The following is a 16,578-nucleotide window of genomic DNA, read 5'->3' on the forward strand; positions in this document are numbered from 1 at the left end:
TAGTTTAAAGCACTAAAATTCTGTGCAAAGATAGTTTTATTCAGGCAATCGTTTAATTGAATCTTGGTTTATTTGGTAAAAGTCTGAATTAGAATTGAATATTAAACCTTTTCATGATTTGCTTTGATAAAATCTGTTACCAGGTAACCAATTAGCTTGCCAATTAAATGATTATTAGTGGAGTTGTCCAAATCCGGTGCTCCTTCACAAATATGTAAATAAGCAGCATTTTTGTGTTGTCCGAAATAGGAAATAAACTGTCGTAATTGTTCGACTGAAAAACCACTGATTGTCATGGCGCTGCTGGCAATATTTGGGATAGCATCAAGATCAACTTCTATTCCAAACGAATCTGTTTTTATGAACTCCAGGGCAGCTATCATCTCGTTGGTGAAATCTTTTTCCTCTCGTATGTTTATACTGTCATAAGTATTATAGCGAACTCGATCTTCAAGTTTTTTAATAATATCCAAAACACTTTTTGAAGTATAATTTTCGTGAAGACCAAAAATAAAGTATTTTTTCAGGAAGCCTTCCTCGTAGGCATAAGAAAAACCGTTTCCGCTATGGCGACCTTCGAGAATCCTGAAATCAGAATGCGCATCAAAATTAACAGCATTTATTGATTTTCCTTTGGCTAAAGCCGTACCTTTTATATTTCCGTAGGCATTATTATGTCCGCCTCCAATTATAATAGGTTTTTTTCCGGCTTTGATTATATTAAAAATAATATGCGAAACTTCCTTATCTATTTTTTCAACCAGCTGACTCAATTTTGAGCGATCGTCAATATCGTTGAAATCCAGATTTTCAACATCACGCATTTGTTCGGATACGTTTATAGTGCCTAAAACAATAATCTGGCTGCCTTTACAAAAACGATTATGCTGGATATTTGCAATGCTTTTTATGGCACATTCCCATGCAGATGCGGCACCCGGTCTTCCGTAGTTAGCCCGTACTCCAATATCTTCGGGGATACCCAAAAGCACATACTTAGCATCACTTTCTTTTAGAAAATCAATTATTTCTACTCCTTTAGGAATAATAATCATTTTTTCCCCAAATTTTATTTCGCCACTTCTGTGATTGGTAACTTTTGCTAAATCGTTAACAGTAAAAGGAATTAATTTATCCATAAAAAAAAATATTATCCAAAAATAATATAATTGCATTAACTTACGTTATTAGCTTACATTAATTATTTAAATTTGTTTTTAAAGTAAATTATTAAATATGGAAAACCCAAACAAAAACAACTCAAGTCTAAAGGCGGTAATCGCTGTTTTAGCAGTCCTACTAATAGGTAGTTTAGTGTATATTTTTAAACTTTCTTCTGATTCAGATGTTGTAAAAACTGAACTTACATCAACATTGACAGAAAAAGAATCTGTAATGAAAGATCTTCAGGAATTAAAAGCAACTTATGATGCTGCCATTGCAGAGAATACTTCCATGTCAGATGAGTTGATTCAGGAAAGAGATAAAGTTGTGGCTTTGATGGATGACCTGAACAAGGCAAAAGGAGATGTTACTAAATTCAGATCACAAGTTCAGGGATTGCAGACTAAAATGAAAACTCTGGTTGCTGAAAATGATGAATTAAAAAAACAAAATGGTGTTTTAACAGTTCAAAGAGACAGTACAATTGTTGTTTTGGGAGAGTCTAAAAAGTTTAATGAAGTTTTAGTTGGTCAAAATGAAGCTTTAGCTAAAACAGTTGAAAAAGGTTCTAAATTATCTGTTTTAAATACAAAAACAGCAGCCTACAAATTAAAAAGTTCAGGAAAACAAATAGAAACTGACAAAGCAAGCCGTGCAGATGTTTTAAAGATTAGTTTTACTATTGCTGAAAATCAAATTGCAAAGTCTGGTGATAAAACCTATTATGTGCAGGTTATCGATTCTAAAAACAATGTTTTAGGAGATAAGAAAACAGAAAGCTTTGGAGATAAGTCATTAACTTATAGTTTTAAAACCACTGTACAATACGAAAACAAAACTGTAAATGTTTCTGAGGACTTGCCTGGTAAAGATTTTGAAAAAGGAAATTACTTTATTAATGTTTTTGATAATGATGAGCTGGTTTCTAAAACTAGTTTCTCTTTAAGATAAAAGAGAATCAGGAGATATAAAGAGGAGCTTTTGACTCCTCTTTTTTTATGCTAAAATTTCACCTTCAATAATTACATTTTCGATTAAATTGCTTCCAAAAGCATACGGTATCTGATAGTAGGACGAAATAGGTTTTGTAATAATTAAATTGGCCTTTTTTCCTCTTGTAATACTTCCTTGGGTTTCTGAAATCCCCATGGCATAGGCACCGTTGATTGTTGCTGCGTTAATCGCTTCTTCGGGGGTCATTTTCATTTTGATACAGGCGGTTGCTATGACAAAATTCATATTTCCGGATGGAGTAGAGCCAGGATTAAAATCAGTTGCTAAGGCAATTGGTAAGCCCGCTTTTATCATTTCGCGTGCAGGAGTGTAAGGAATACTTAAAAAATAAGAGCAAGATGGTAACGCAACAGGCATTGTTTTTGAATCTTTTAAAGCTTCAATATCTTCTTTGTTCATGATTTCAAGATGATCGACAGAGAGGGCTTTAAATTGTACACCAGCCTGAATGCCACCAATAGAATTGAATTGATTTACATGGATTTTTGGCTTTAAGCCGAATTGAATTCCGGCTTCCATAATTTTCTCAGTTTCTTCTACGGAGAAGTAACCGCTTTCACAAAATACATCAATATAATCTGCCAGTTTGTTTTTTGAAATTTCAGGAAGCATTTTGCTTATGATTTCATCAATGTAACCTTCTTTATTTTCTTTGTAATGTAACGGGAAAGCATGAGCGCCCAAAAAAGTCGCTTTTATAGAAATTGGATAATTGTCGGCAAGTTTTTTAATGACACGAAGCATTTTTAATTCGCCTTCAATAGTAAGTCCGTAACCTGATTTTATTTCAATTGCTCCGGTTCCCAAATGCATTACTTCTTCTAAGCGCCCTCTTGACTGTTCGTAGATTTCTTCCTCTGATGTTTCGTTTAGCTTTTTAGCAGAATTTAAAATTCCACCCCCGCGAGTTGCAATTTCTTCATACGAAAATCCGTTAATTCGGTCAACAAATTCCTGCTCGCGATTGCCTGCGTACACAATATGCGTGTGACTGTCGCACCAGCAAGGCATCACAATTCTTCCGGTTGCATCAATAATTTTATCAGCTTTTATTTGTGGGAGATTTTCCATAGCACCAAAATCAGCAATGAGATTGTCTTTTATAATTAAAAAGGCATTTTTTATGGTGGGAAGAATGGCCATTTCAGCTCCGGAAACTTTAGAAACAAAAGTTTCCCGAACCTGAAGTAATTCTTTTATGTTGGTAATAAGAGTTGGCATTGTATAAATTTAATAAAATTAAAAACACGAATTTCGCAAACGTCACTTTGTAATTAGTGAAATTTGTGAAATTCGTGTTTTAGATTATGTTTGCGTAACTTATTCAGAAACGGTTATTTCGAACATTTTACTCCAGTTTTTACCGGTTACAAAAATAGTTTTGGTTTTTGGATTATAAGCAATTCCGTTTAAAACATCATCTTTCTTAACGTCTGTCATAGTTTTTCTTAATGCGGACAAATCTAAAATTTTTTCAACAGCACCAGAGTTTGGGTTTACAACTGCAATGGCGTCTTTAAACCATACATTAGCATAAATTTTTCCATCAATCCATTCCAATTCATTAACCTCTTTAATTTTAGAATCTCCAGAGTATACATTAATATAATCTACCATTTTTTGAGTTGCGGGATCTACTTTCCAGATTTTTTCAGTTCCGTCCGTTTGATAGATATATTTTCCGTCATTTGTCATCCCCCAGCCCTGAATATCTTTTTCGTAATCAAAAGTTTTTTCCAGTTTTAATGTTTTAGCATCATAAATAAAACCTTTTTTGTTTTTATAGGTCAATTGAAATAATTTACCATTTATGAATGTAATGCCTTCTCCAAAATATTTTGAATCCAAATCAATTTTTTTGAAAACTTTACCTGTTTTATAATCGTATTTTTTTATGAAAGAAGCCCCTTCCTGACCAGTACTTTCGTATAAAGTATCATTGTAAAACTCTAATCCTTCGGTGAAATCTTTTTTGTCGTGAGGGAAAGTATTTACAATTTTATATTTTAATAATTTAGGATTAATGTTTGAAACTAATTCCACTCTTTTTGTAGCATCAGATGAATCGCTGCCAAAATAAACAGTTGCTTTTAAGTATTGATATCCTAATTTTTGATCTTTTAATTCAAACTTGAATTTTTCGGAACCTTTTGTGCTTCCCACTTTTTTGTCGTTTACAAAGTAGGCAATACTGTCGATTTCTTTCGATTTTGGATTTAAAACAGTAATTGAAATGGCTCCCTGAGGCGTAAAATGTGCCGGAAATGCAGAATCGTCTATAGTAAATAAAGAATTTTCACCTTTATTTTTATCTCCACAGCCAATTAATGTGATTCCTAATAATATGGCAGTTAGAAAGTTATGTTTTTTCATGGTTTAAAATTTGAATAGTCCAATATACGATGATATTTTTATAGCAACAAAGCTCTTGCAAAAATATAAAAAGATTGTATATTTGCACCGGCAAGTCCTACACGACCAGCTCCTGCAGACTCCCCCAGGATGGGAACATAGCAAGGGTACGTGGTTGAGCGGTGCGATGTAGGTCGCTTGCCATTTTTTATTTTTAGAATTTATACAAAAGTAGTCTTCCTTCGGGAGGATTTTTTTATTTTTACCCTTTTGGGAGTTAAAAGTTAGAGGTTAAAAGTGAGAAGTTTTAACCGTAAGAATAGCTTCTAACACAAAAATACATTTAACTTATAACATTTAACATCTAACTTAAAAATGAGCAAAGTCGTTTTAATTACCGGAGGATCCTCAGGGATTGGAAAATCAATTGGAGAATTTTTGCATAAAAAAGGTTTCGTGGTTTACGGAACGAGCAGAAATCCTGAAAAAGTATTAAATTCTATTTTCCCACTTGTAGCTCTTGATGTTCGAAATGCTGAGTCAATTCAATTAGCTGTAGCTAAAATTCTGGAGACTTCAGGAAGGCTGGATGTTGTAATTAATAATGCAGGTGTGGGGATTACGGGGCCTTTGGAAGAAATTCCGATGGAGGAAATTAAGAATAATTTTGAAACGAATTTCTTTGGACCAATTGAAGTGATGAAAACGGTTTTGCCTCAGATGCGTGAACAAAAATCAGGTTTGATTATAAACATAACTTCGATTGCGGCTTATATGGGATTGCCGTATCGCAGTGTTTACTCGGCTTCAAAAGGAGCTTTGGAGCTAATTACCGAAGCTTTGCGAATGGAGGTGAAGCAATTTGGTATTGAAATTACGAATGTGGCACCGGGAGATTTTGCTACCAATATCGCTTCAGGGCGTTTTCATGCTCCGGTTATTAAAGGATCGGCTTATGAAAAAGTATATGGTGATACGCTTGCAACTATGAATGAACATGTTGATGCCGGAAGTAATCCGAATGAAATGGCTGAGGCTGTTTATAAAATCATGCAACAAAAAAGTCCCAAAGTGCATTATAAAGTGGGTATTTTTATGCAGAAGTTTTCAATTGTTTTAAAACGTGCGCTTCCGGATAAGATGTATGAAAAAATGTTAATGAATCATTATAAATTGTAAAAAAATATTAAACTCCAAAATGAAATACCTTTTACTACTTGCTACTATTGCTTTTTGTTCCTGTTCTCCAAAAATAAGAACGTCTGTTTCTGAAAAACATGAAAAATTAAATGAAACTGACAAAGTTATTGTTTTTAATGATAAATCTGAACTTCCCTCAACTTATAGTAAAATTGGAACTACTAAAATTGGAGACACTGGATTTACTGTCAATTGTGATTTAGGAACTGTGATTGAAAAGGCAAAAATTGAAGCTAAAAAAAGTGGTGCAAATGCATTATTGATTACAGAGCATTTATATCCAAGTGTTTTTGGGAGTTCTTGTCATAGAATTACTGCGGATTTGTTGAGAATTGAAAATACGACAAATTATATTGAACCTGAAATTGCAAAAGACTCTGTGAAATCAACTAACAATTTGGAAGCAGTCTCGAATGATGCTATAGTATATGGTCCGGTTTATTATGGTAATTCTAAAACTTCAAAATTTCTATTATTGGCAAATGTGGCACAAAGTTTCCGGGTTGCTTCCTCTCCTGATGGATTGAATTCAGTACAAAAAGAGTATTTAAAAAAATTAAAATCGGGATTGAGTTATGATATAAGTGCATATTATCTTAAGGATGAGAGGACTGGTTTTGGTTTAAAATATAATGCTTACAAATCCTCTGGAACCCTCAGTAACCAGCAGGTTACTTTGGATGACGGAACCATATATCAAGGAGATTTTAGTGATGATATAACAATTTCATTTATTGGTGCTTCGTTTATATTGACAGAAGGTCATAATTCAAGAACAGGTGAAGCTAATCTTGAACTAGCAATTGGGTATATGGCTTATAAAAATAAATCTACTATAATTGGGAGTCCATTAAAAATAACGGGTGGTAATTTGGGTATGATTGGTGGAATGGGCTATCATTTTAGAATAACGCCTCATTTTTTAGTAGGTCCACAGGTTAATTTTGCGGGAGGTGTTTTAAAAAAATTAAAGTATAAATATGCTGATGGAAGTACCGAAACTATTAAGCTTGATAAAGAAGATTTTGAAAATTTATGGAGAATTGATTTGGCTATTGGTGCTAAATTTAGATTCTAAGTTGTAATTTTGCACCGGTTTTGCGTGAGGGGGTGAAGCGGCATCCATTTTATTTTTTCTTTAAAAATAAAAAGATACAGCGGAACACCCGACCCTTGGGGCACGCTCAAATTATGAACACAATTAAATAAATATAATTATGAAATTTTTTATTGATACAGCTAATTTAGCTCAGATTAAAGAAGCACAGGCATTAGGTGTTTTAGATGGTGTAACAACAAATCCGTCTTTGATGGCAAAAGAAGGGATTACAGGAAAAAACAACATTTTGAAACATTATGTTGATATCTGTAATCTTGTTGATGGAGATGTAAGTGCTGAAGTAAATGCGCTGGATTTTGAAGGAATGGTGAAAGAAGGTGAAGAATTGGCTGATTTACATGAGCAAATTGTAGTGAAATTACCAATGACAAAAGAGGGAGTTATGGCTGCAAAATATTTCTCAGATAAAGGAATTAAAACAAATGTAACTCTTGTGTTTTCTGCAGGTCAGGCTTTATTGGCTGCTAAAGCAGGAGCCACTTATGTTTCACCTTTTATTGGCCGTTTAGATGACGTTTCTACAGACGGTCTGAATTTGATTCAGGAAATCAGAGAAATCTATGATAACTATGGATATGAGACTCAAATCTTAGCGGCTTCTGTACGTCATACGATGCATATTGTAAACTGTGCTAAAATTGGTGCAGATGTAATGACAGGGCCGTTATCTGCAATAGCAGGATTGTTGAAGCATCCTTTGACAGATATAGGATTGGCTCAGTTTGTAGCTGATTTTGAGAAAGGGAACAAATAAAGATTATTATTCTTTCCTTAATGGAAATGTTTAAAAATAAAATCCCGTATTGCATAATTGTAATACGGGATTTTTATATTGATTTTATATCGTTTTTTAGTGTCCGCCGCCTTCGCTTATTACGTGACTTACACCTTGTTTTTTTAATATTTTAGGGCAGTAGAAGCCGTAAAATGCCAGGTAAGCAAAACCAATAAGCGGTACTATATAAGAAAAATGCGTGTAAGTTATGCCTAATATTCCTTCTGGATAGGTGGCGTCTAAATCACAGATACTTCCCTGAACCAATGGGATGACTCCTCCTCCAAGAATCATCATGATTAAGAACGAAGAAGCTTTTCCTGTATTTTTTCCTAATCCAGCAATCGCCAAATCGAAGATTGAAGGCCACATGATTGATAAAAATAATCCGCCTGAGATAAAGAAGAATTTTGCAATTTCAGGATTAGGCCAAAATAACCCCAATACCATCATTAATAAACCAGAAATTCCAAAAAGCATTAAAGTTTTTCCGGCATTTTTACCTCCTACAAAACTTACTGCAATGAATAGTAAAATCCAGATTGGGTAAATGTAGAATGCAGAAACATCATGAGCCGCAAAAATATTAGCACCAATGATTACCCCAAATGCAAGAGCTGGTACAATAAATTTAAGTGCCATATTTACAAGGTTTGATGTATTGAAAACATTTACACCTCCATTCCAGCGACCAATCATTAAACTTCCCCAATAAAGTGCGATAAATGGTGCAATTGCATCTTCTAAAACACTTCCGAATTCTGTTGTATGAAGTAATGCCGGTAAGTTACTGATGATGGTTACCTCCGTTCCAACATAAATAAAGATTCCCAACATTCCTAAGTATAATTGAGGATAGTCAAGAATATTGAATTTTGAATGTGCCACTTTTATTTCTTCATTATCTATTTTTTCAGGATCCTCGATTTTTGAAAAATTCATAAAAACAGCAACTATAATAAAAGCAAGACCTAAAATAATAAAAGGTAATTTAATATCTTCAAGAGAAAGGTTTGTTTTTTTGTTGTCTCCCATTCCAAATAAAGCGATTCCTAATAAGATTGCTCCAATTGTTGTTCCGAAAGAATTTATACCTCCAGCTAGTGTTAAACGGTGTGCTCCGGTTTCAGGGCTTCCCATTTTGATGGCTAACGGATTGGCAACAATTTGTTGGATAGAGAATCCTAATCCTACAGTAAACAAAGCTGTTAAAAAGAATGGAAAACTGGCCATTGTAGCTGCAGGAACGAATAAAAATGAACCAACTGCAGATAACAGTAAGCCAGCAGAAAGGGTTTTTTTGTATCCGAATTTTTGCAATACATCTGATTTTAAGGATACTAAAAAGAAGATGATTGATCCCACAAAATAAGCGGCATAAAACGCCCAGGCAACTAATTGTGACTGAACCTGGGATAAAGTAAATACTTTTTTGAATACGGGAATCAGGATATCATTGGCAGAACCAACGAAACCCCAAAAGAAAAAGACAATTATCAACGAAATAAATTGCCCCCACTTGGTTTGTACATTTTCTGAATTCATAATTATAATTAAAGTTTTTTTAGAGTTTTTAGTGGTTTTAAAGCAGTAAATATATTTGTTAGATTTTTTAAAAAAAAATTATAAAGCATAAATAATGTAGAAATTATACAAACAGCATAATTTATTCAACAAAGTGTTAAATTTTTAAACAATTGTGATAAGTTAGGAAGAAAGTTTTTACTCCAGAATTTTATTTTTTACTTCTTTACTATAATTTCTGCCAATTGGTATGGTGTATGAAAGAATTTGAATCCTGTTTCCCTCAATTGATTTGACTTTATTAAGTGCTATTACATACGATTTATGAATGCGCATAAATTTGTCATTAGGTAATTCTTCAGACTGCGCTGTAAGAGATTTATGAGTGATATACGTTTTGTCCGGAGTAACGATTTTAATGTACTCTTTCATTCCTTCAACAAACAAAATTTCTTCGATATTAATTTTCATCATTTTTTTATCGACTTTGATAAAAATATGAGAATCACCTTTTGATGTTTCTGTTCTTATATTGTTTTTTAAATGGTATTCGGTAGTAATTTTGTTAATGCATTTAATGAATCTTGGTAACGGAATAGGTTTTACCAGATAATCTAAGACATCAAGATCATAGCTTTCAGCGGCAAATTCTCTAAAAGCGGTTGTAATAATGACCCTTGTTTTGGTTTTTATTAAACTAATTAATTCAAAACCAGTCATCATAGGCATATTGATGTCCAAAAAAACAGCATCAACTGGTGTAGTATTTATAAATTCTAATGCTTCTAAGGAATTATTGAAAGTACCAATAACCTCAAAGTCGGTAAAATTGGTAAAGTAATTTTGTAAGACTTTAATCGCTAAAGGTTCATCGTCGATTAATAAGCATTTAATCTTCATTATGAATAGGTATTTGCAAACTTATAATATAGTAATTTAGCTTTGTTTTGTACTGAAGGCTAAAATTGTTCTTGTAAATTAATTTTAATCTTTTCTTGGTATTAATCAGGCCAATACCACCTTTAGGATTATTTTTTTGTGAAATTACAAAATTATTAAGTATTTCAAGATGCAGTAATTTATTATCCTCAACTTTACAATTGATCTTAATTTTTAGATTTTTATTATTTAATCCCCCATGTTTAAAGGCATTTTCAACCAACGAAATAAAAATTAAGGGAGGTACTTTGATATCTTCGATATTCGATTCCAGATTAATAGTCACTTCAACATTTTCAAAACGAAGTTTCTCAATTTCGATATAATTCTGAATATAGTCGATTTCTTTTATTAAAGGTACAAACCTGGTTCCTTTTACCTCGTACAATACATATTCCATCAGATTAGATAATTTAATAATCACATCAGGTACTTTATCAGAAGATTCTAAGGACAATGCATATAAATTATTTAGGGTATTAAAGAAAAAGTGAGGCTGAATCTGGTTTTCGAGATATTTAAGTTTGATTTTAAATTGATTTTCCAGCAACGACCTGTTTCTTTCTCTTTCGCGAATCCAGGTCAAAGTAAGATAAACAGAAGATGCCATTGCTAACACATATAATTCACCAATACATACTGCAAGAATGTGATTAATGTCAAAAGGATGGTATTCGCGATTTGCCTCAGGCCAGATATTTTCTGAAATAATATAATAGGTCAGAGCTGTTTTTAGCAGGTATACTGCAAAAAGACTAAACAATAATGCCAGAGTGTATTTAAGGTATTTTTGTTTAAGTACATAATGCGGCACTAAAATAAAAAGATTGAAATATACTAATGGGATGTGAAGGGAGAATTCAATCAGATTTGATTTGAATGAATAGTCATAATCATTAAAGTATGCGCCCCATCTTAAAAAGTTCAGTGTAAAATAACTTCCCCAAAACCAGATGTGATTTCGAAGTTTAATATCAAAGTTTAATTTTTGAATTTCACTCAATGTAACCATGTATTAGGTGTTATGGATGTTTAAATTATGATGTAACTTTAAACAATTAGTTGGTTAAACACAATTTTTTGAATAAAATTTTGCAAAGTTACGTAAACGGTGTGTTGTTTTAATATAACGTTTCCGTAAAACGTATTATTGATTGTTTTATGTTGTTGGTTTAAAGTTTGATGTAGTTGGTATATTTTTTTTTTGTCAACAATACTTTAAGAATAAATTTATAAAATGAAATATACATTAATCCTATTGTTAGCAGGTTTTACTTCTGGTGCTCAGATTCAAAAAGAGCAGCTAAATCTTATGCCATGGCCGCAAAATATCGTTTTGAATGATGGGAATTTTACTTTGAACAAAAATTTTAAAGTCAATATTACCGGAAATCCCAACCACAGGATTTTTGGCGGGGTAACTCGTTTTTTGCGTCGTTTAGATGGCCGAACCGGTCTCTTCTTTACACAGGATTTTGTTACGAAATTAAACGAAGTCCCAACAGCACAACTTCAGATAAACTGTAGTAAAAGTGGAAAAATAGGTTTGTATGAAGATGCAAGCTATCATTTAGACATCAAAGAAAACAAAATTACAATAGAGGCAACCAGCGATTTAGGAGCTTTACACGGTCTTGAAACGTTATTGCAGCTGCTCCGGAATACTAATAAATCATTTTATTTCCCGAACTCACAGATTTCAGATTTTCCAAGATTTACCTGGAGAGGTTTGATGATTGACGCTTCCAGACATTTTCAGCCGGTAGATGTAATCAAAAGAAATCTTGACGGAATGGCAGCAATGAAAATGAATGTTTTTCACTGGCATTTAGTTGATGATCAGGGGTGGAGAATCGAAATGAAAAAACATCCAAAACTTATTGAACTGGCTTCAGATGGAATGTATTATACTCAGGAAGAAATTAAAAATATCGTAAAATATGCTGATGAGCGAGGTATTTTGATTGTTCCCGAAATAGATGTACCAGGTCACGGAACTGCGATATTAACGGCTTATCCCGAAATAGGGAGCAAGGTGATTACGCTAACTGGCGGAACTTCAGAAAAAAACATTCAGGAAACAGCAATTGAAACTTATGGATTGGAGAGGAATGCAGGTATTTTTACGCCAACATTAGATCCTTCAAATCCTAAAACATATCAAATATTAAGCGAAATCTTTGATGAGATCTGCCCATTATTTCCCGGAGCTTATTTCCATATCGGAGGAGATGAAAATGAAGGAAAAGACTGGGATGCCAATCCTAAAATTCAGGAATTTAAAAAGAAAAATAAGCTATCAACAAACCACGAATTACAGACTTATTTTACCATGCAGTTGGTTCCGATGCTTAAAAAATACGGAAAAGAATTAATGGGCTGGGAAGAAATTTTAACCCAAAATCTTTCAAAAGAAGCCATTATCCATTCCTGGAAAGGTTCAAATGAAGGTATTTTACCGGGTCAGTCTTTAGCAGAAGCAGTAAAAAAAGGCTATAAAACAGTTTTGTCAAACGGCTATTATATCGATTTGATGTACCCAATTGAAAGTCATTATCTAAATGATCCAATACCAAAGGGAATTGATTTGACAACTGAAGAAAAAGCAAGGGTTTTAGGTGGAGAAGCCCCAATGTGGTCAGAATTAACCACACCTGAAACAATAGATTCCAGAATTTGGCCCAGAACAGCCGCAATTGCCGAAAGGCTCTGGTCAGCAGAAAGTATTACAGATGTTGCCGATATGCGCAGGCGTCTTGAAACCGTTTCATTCAGATTAGAAGAACTGGGGTTGACACACATTCGAAACAAAGAGGTGATTTTAAGAAACATTGCAAACAATCAAAATGTAAAATCCCTTGAGGAATTCTCAAATGTTTGCGAACCCTTAAAAGGATATACACGAAATAAAAACGGAACAGAATATCAAATGTATTCTCCGTTTACACTTTTTGCAGATGCCTGCACACCCGATGCCAAGGATGCTTTGGACTTTGATGCTGCCGTAACAGAGTATTTAAAAAAACAAACACCAGAAAACAAAGCAAAAGTCGCCGCATTTTTCAGTAAATGGATTACCGTAAATAAAGAACTAAATGACCTAAGCGCCAATGCGCCATTAGTGCAGCCAATTTTGCCTTTGGCTAAAAAACTCAGCGATGCATCACAGGAATTGTTACTTGTTTTAGATAACAAATCAGTTATAAAGCCAGCCGATTTGAAAAATCTGATAGAACAATGCAATACAAAAGACCATGCCGATGTTGAGCTGGCAGTTTATGCAAGTCTTAAAAAATTAATATAAAGCTTTAAGTAAAGTTGTGATTAATTGGTCTTATCTCTGTCAGCAGTAAATCTGGCAGAGATAATTATGAACAAATCAAGAGCGTTAAATGTTCTAAAAATAAGGAAATAAAAAATTGGGACGGTTAAAATTGAGTTTGGTTATTTATTTTTTAATCTGATTTGTATTTCCAAAATGTATCGAATTTAGGTAATTTGTTATTTGGTTTTTGCTTAGAGGAGAGCATTATGAACCTGACGAGTAATTGTCAGGTTTTTTTGTCTTTCAAAATGTAGTTTAAGAATAGTAGTTTTTTAGGAGCTATTTCCTGCTCTCCGCTAAATCTTTTATGGCGAACCCCGCCACAAAAGGATATCGCTTCGATCAGGGCTAGGGCTTTATGTTTCAGAAGAATATTCACGGAGATTTACATAATCTTGTCGAAAAATGAAGTGAATTTGTATGTTTTGCGACTTTGTGATATTTTTTTGAATTAAGTTAATTTTGAATGAAAATCAGAATAAAAAAATCTGCCAAAACTCCAGAATCTGCTAGAAATATTAATTTTTAAGTACTTTTGAAGACCAATTATCCAATTTAAATTTCCATGCAAAAATCAATCAGCTTACTAATAGCATTCCTAATATTCACAATTTGTTCAGCACAAAATAAATTCGGAAATCCTGAAGTTGATCCCATCCAGATTCAGAAAAACTTCAGCGAGTGGTCAGCTTATCAAAGCAAAAACATAATGCTTTCAAGAGATTTTACGGCACTTGATCTTCTTGCAAAAGAAATCTCAAAAGAATCATTTCTGGATCAATTGGTGAACGGAAATGTTATTCCAATTCGGTTAAAATCAGCCGACTCAATTTACTATTACAAGCTGTTTAAAATTCAGCCTAAATCAGATACAAGCATAAAAGCCACCATCAATCAAATTGCTTTTGATGCGCTTAAAAATCACAAAATGGAAGGCACCGCTTTTCCTAAATTCTCTTTTAAAGATTTAGACGAAAATATAGTTTCAAACGAAACCATGAAAGGCAAAATCATTGTCATAAAATGCTGGTACATTCACTGTGCCGCCTGCATCAAAGAATTTCCGCAAGTCAATCAATTAGTTGAAAAATATAAAGCCCGAAAAGATATTCAATTTATAAGTCTCGCCGAAGATACTCCGGAAGAGCTAAAAGTATTCTTAGCAAGAAAACCATTGTCATATTCCGTGATTCCAAACATGAAAGTGTATATGAACGAAACGTTAGATTTAAATGCTTTTCCAACGCATTTCATCCTAAATAAAGAAGGAATAATCACTAAAGTGGTAAATGATTACGAAAGTTTAGAAGTGGCTTTAGAGAAAGAAAGTAAATAGTTAAGTTTTAGATCTGAAAAATTAGATGGTTTTTACTTTTTCAGATCACATTTTACTATTCATATTTCACCTTTTACAATCCAAAAAGCACCTTTGCAACTTAGAACCTTTTTTCGTACTTTTGCACAAAATTAATTAAAAAGACATTCATGTTAACAGTCAATAATTTATCAGTTCAATTTGGCAAACGTATTTTGTTTGACGAAGTAAATACTACATTCACTCACGGAAATATTTACGGCGTTATTGGAGCCAATGGAGCTGGAAAATCAACTTTTCTTAAAATTATTTCGGGCGATATGGACCCAACTTCCGGACATATTCATTTAGAACCGGGGAAACGTATGTCGGTTTTGAACCAAAATCACAACATGTTCGATGAGCATACGGTTTTGGAAACCGTTTTGATGGGGAATAAAGTGCTGTATGCTGTTAAAAAAGAAATGGATGAACTTTATTTAGACTACAACGACAAAAACGCTGACAGAATTGGAGAACTTCAGGTTCAGTTTGAAGAAATGAACGGATGGAACGCCGATTCAGATGCGGCATCGATGTTGTCTAACTTAGGAATCAACGAAGAGCATCATTATACCTTAATGGCTGATATGGAAGGGAAGATGAAAGTTCGTGTGCTTTTGGCGCAGGCACTTTTTGGAAATCCGGATGTACTGATTATGGATGAGCCTACCAACGATTTGGATTTCGAGACAATCGCCTGGTTAGAGAATTTCTTAGCAAACTACGAAAATACTGTAATTGTAGTATCTCACGACCGTCACTTTTTAGATGCGGTTTGTACCCATATTTCTGATATTGATTTTGGAAAAATAAACCATTACTCAGGAAACTATACATTCTGGTACGAGTCTAGCCAGTTAGCAGCAAAACAACGTGCCCAGCAAAACAAAAAAGCAGAAGAAAAGAAACAGGAATTAGAAGAATTTATTCGTCGTTTCAGCGCGAACGTTGCTAAGTCTAAGCAGGCAACTTCCCGTAAAAAAATGATTTCTAAATTGAATATTTCTGAAATCAAACCTTCAAGCCGTCGTTATCCTGCCATTATCTTCGATCAGGATCGTGAAGCCGGAGATCAGATTCTGAATATTGAAAACCTTTCTGCCTCTGTAGACGGAGAACTTTTGTTCAAAGATGTAGATTTGAATATGGCAAAAGGTGATAAAATTGTTCTTTTCTCTAAAGATTCACGTGCCACAACCGCTTTCTACGAAATTTTAAACGGAGAACAAAAAGCGGACTCTGGAACTTTCGACTGGGGAATTACCACAAATCAGGCGTATTTACCGGCAGAAAACCACAAATATTTTGAAAATGATCTGACTTTGGTAGATTGGTTACGTCAATATGCAAAAACTGAGGAAGAGCGTGATGAGGTTTTTATTAGAGGGTTCTTGGGGAAAATGATTTTCTCCGGAGAGGAAGCCTTAAAAACAAGCCGTGTATTATCAGGAGGAGAAAAAGTACGTTGTATGTTGTCCAGAATGATGATGGAACGTGCAAATATCCTGATGCTTGACGAACCCACAAATCACTTGGATTTGGAGTCGATCACTGCTTTCAATAACTCATTAAAAAATTTCAAAGGCTCAGTAATTTTCACCACACATGACCATGAGTTTGCACAAACTGTTGGTAATAGAGTAGTAGAGCTTACACCAAACGGAGTAATTGACCGTTACATGACATTTGACGAATATCTTGATGATGAAAAGATTCAGGAACAAAGAAAAAAGATGTACAATCTATAATACATCCATATATAATATTAAAAATCCCAAATTCCAAAAAATAAAAATGGAGTTTGGGAT

13 protein-coding genes and 1 other RNA gene are annotated in these 16,578 nt (G+C 33.6%); 8 read left to right on the forward strand and 6 right to left on the reverse strand.

The window, feature by feature from the left end:
* Positions 1-101: 101 nt before the first annotated feature.
* The gene (locus DMB65_RS16005; RefSeq protein ID WP_110307640.1) at positions 102-1,139 is read right to left on the reverse strand and encodes a formimidoylglutamase; all 1,038 of its coding nucleotides are present in this window, start codon (positions 1,137-1,139) and stop codon (positions 102-104) included.
* A gap of 97 nt (positions 1,140-1,236) precedes the next feature.
* Here DMB65_RS16005 and DMB65_RS16010 point away from each other — a divergent pair, with 97 nt between their 5' ends.
* Entirely contained in the window at positions 1,237-2,115 is an 879-nt protein-coding gene (locus tag DMB65_RS16010) for a hypothetical protein (protein WP_110307641.1), read from the forward strand.
* 45 nt (positions 2,116-2,160) lie between these two features.
* Here DMB65_RS16010 and hutI read toward each other — a convergent pair whose 3' ends face one another.
* Positions 2,161-3,399: an imidazolonepropionase gene (gene hutI / locus DMB65_RS16015; protein WP_110307642.1), complete on the reverse strand. Its 1,239-nt coding sequence runs from the start codon at positions 3,397-3,399 to the stop codon at positions 2,161-2,163.
* 99 nt (positions 3,400-3,498) lie between these two features.
* The gene (locus DMB65_RS16020) at positions 3,499-4,551 is read right to left on the reverse strand and encodes a glutaminyl-peptide cyclotransferase (RefSeq protein ID WP_110307643.1); all 1,053 of its coding nucleotides are present in this window, start codon (positions 4,549-4,551) and stop codon (positions 3,499-3,501) included.
* Between the two features lie 88 nt (positions 4,552-4,639).
* Between DMB65_RS16020 and ffs the strand changes: the two genes are divergently transcribed.
* From ffs to fsa, 4 genes are all read left to right on the forward strand, one after another.
* Positions 4,640-4,737, forward strand: an RNA gene (gene ffs / locus DMB65_RS16025) — signal recognition particle sRNA small type.
* Positions 4,738-4,905: 168 nt separating this feature from the next.
* Positions 4,906-5,709: an SDR family oxidoreductase gene (locus tag DMB65_RS16030; protein WP_110307644.1), complete on the forward strand. Its 804-nt coding sequence runs from the start codon at positions 4,906-4,908 to the stop codon at positions 5,707-5,709.
* 19 nt (positions 5,710-5,728) lie between these two features.
* The gene (locus tag DMB65_RS16035) at positions 5,729-6,808 is read left to right on the forward strand and encodes a hypothetical protein (RefSeq protein ID WP_110307645.1); all 1,080 of its coding nucleotides are present in this window, start codon (positions 5,729-5,731) and stop codon (positions 6,806-6,808) included.
* A gap of 139 nt (positions 6,809-6,947) precedes the next feature.
* Positions 6,948-7,604 (forward strand): fructose-6-phosphate aldolase, encoded by a 657-nt coding sequence (gene fsa / locus DMB65_RS16040; protein WP_110307646.1) that lies wholly within the window; start codon positions 6,948-6,950, stop codon positions 7,602-7,604.
* Positions 7,605-7,700: 96 nt separating this feature from the next.
* Here fsa and DMB65_RS16045 read toward each other — a convergent pair whose 3' ends face one another.
* From DMB65_RS16045 to DMB65_RS16055, 3 genes are all read right to left on the reverse strand, one after another.
* Positions 7,701-9,170, reverse strand: a complete 1,470-nt coding sequence (locus DMB65_RS16045) for an MFS transporter (RefSeq protein WP_110307647.1) — start codon at positions 9,168-9,170, stop codon at positions 7,701-7,703.
* Between the two features lie 177 nt (positions 9,171-9,347).
* Positions 9,348-10,049, reverse strand: a complete 702-nt coding sequence (locus DMB65_RS16050; RefSeq protein ID WP_110307648.1) for a LytR/AlgR family response regulator transcription factor — start codon at positions 10,047-10,049, stop codon at positions 9,348-9,350.
* Positions 10,039-11,100, reverse strand: coding sequence for a sensor histidine kinase (locus DMB65_RS16055; protein WP_230470698.1), 1,062 nt, complete (start codon positions 11,098-11,100; stop codon positions 10,039-10,041). Before DMB65_RS16055 ends, DMB65_RS16050 begins: the two co-directional genes overlap by 11 nt.
* Positions 11,101-11,325: 225 nt before the next feature.
* Here DMB65_RS16055 and DMB65_RS16060 point away from each other — a divergent pair, with 225 nt between their 5' ends.
* The 3 genes from DMB65_RS16060 (at position 11,326) to DMB65_RS16070 (ending at position 16,518) form a co-directional block, all read left to right on the forward strand.
* Positions 11,326-13,392, forward strand: a complete 2,067-nt coding sequence (locus DMB65_RS16060; protein WP_110307649.1) for a beta-N-acetylhexosaminidase — start codon at positions 11,326-11,328, stop codon at positions 13,390-13,392.
* 586 nt (positions 13,393-13,978) lie between these two features.
* Positions 13,979-14,749, forward strand: coding sequence for a TlpA family protein disulfide reductase (locus DMB65_RS16065; RefSeq protein ID WP_110307650.1), 771 nt, complete (start codon positions 13,979-13,981; stop codon positions 14,747-14,749).
* A gap of 149 nt (positions 14,750-14,898) precedes the next feature.
* On the forward strand, positions 14,899-16,518 hold the full coding sequence (locus DMB65_RS16070) for an ABC-F family ATP-binding cassette domain-containing protein (protein WP_110307651.1): 1,620 nt from the start codon (positions 14,899-14,901) through the stop codon (positions 16,516-16,518).
* The last annotated feature ends 60 nt before the right edge of the window (positions 16,519-16,578 follow it).

Origin of the sequence: Flavobacterium cheongpyeongense (genome assembly GCF_003202435.1) — a bacterium.
Classification (GTDB): domain Bacteria; phylum Bacteroidota; class Bacteroidia; order Flavobacteriales; family Flavobacteriaceae; genus Flavobacterium; species Flavobacterium cheongpyeongense.

Coding starts and splice junctions, on each gene's coding strand:
- DMB65_RS16005 (WP_110307640.1), bottom strand. CDS start 1,139: ATGGATAAATTAATTCCTTTTACTGTTAACGATTTAGCAAAAGTTACC.
- DMB65_RS16010 (WP_110307641.1), top strand. CDS start 1,237: ATGGAAAACCCAAACAAAAACAACTCAAGTCTAAAGGCGGTAATCGCT.
- hutI (WP_110307642.1), bottom strand. CDS start 3,399: ATGCCAACTCTTATTACCAACATAAAAGAATTACTTCAGGTTCGGGAA.
- DMB65_RS16020 (WP_110307643.1), bottom strand. CDS start 4,551: ATGAAAAAACATAACTTTCTAACTGCCATATTATTAGGAATCACATTA.
- DMB65_RS16030 (WP_110307644.1), top strand. CDS start 4,906: ATGAGCAAAGTCGTTTTAATTACCGGAGGATCCTCAGGGATTGGAAAA.
- DMB65_RS16035 (WP_110307645.1), top strand. CDS start 5,729: ATGAAATACCTTTTACTACTTGCTACTATTGCTTTTTGTTCCTGTTCT.
- fsa (WP_110307646.1), top strand. CDS start 6,948: ATGAAATTTTTTATTGATACAGCTAATTTAGCTCAGATTAAAGAAGCA.
- DMB65_RS16045 (WP_110307647.1), bottom strand. CDS start 9,170: ATGAATTCAGAAAATGTACAAACCAAGTGGGGGCAATTTATTTCGTTG.
- DMB65_RS16050 (WP_110307648.1), bottom strand. CDS start 10,049: ATGAAGATTAAATGCTTATTAATCGACGATGAACCTTTAGCGATTAAA.
- DMB65_RS16055 (WP_230470698.1), bottom strand. CDS start 11,100: ATGGTTACATTGAGTGAAATTCAAAAATTAAACTTTGATATTAAACTT.
- DMB65_RS16060 (WP_110307649.1), top strand. CDS start 11,326: ATGAAATATACATTAATCCTATTGTTAGCAGGTTTTACTTCTGGTGCT.
- DMB65_RS16065 (WP_110307650.1), top strand. CDS start 13,979: ATGCAAAAATCAATCAGCTTACTAATAGCATTCCTAATATTCACAATT.
- DMB65_RS16070 (WP_110307651.1), top strand. CDS start 14,899: ATGTTAACAGTCAATAATTTATCAGTTCAATTTGGCAAACGTATTTTG.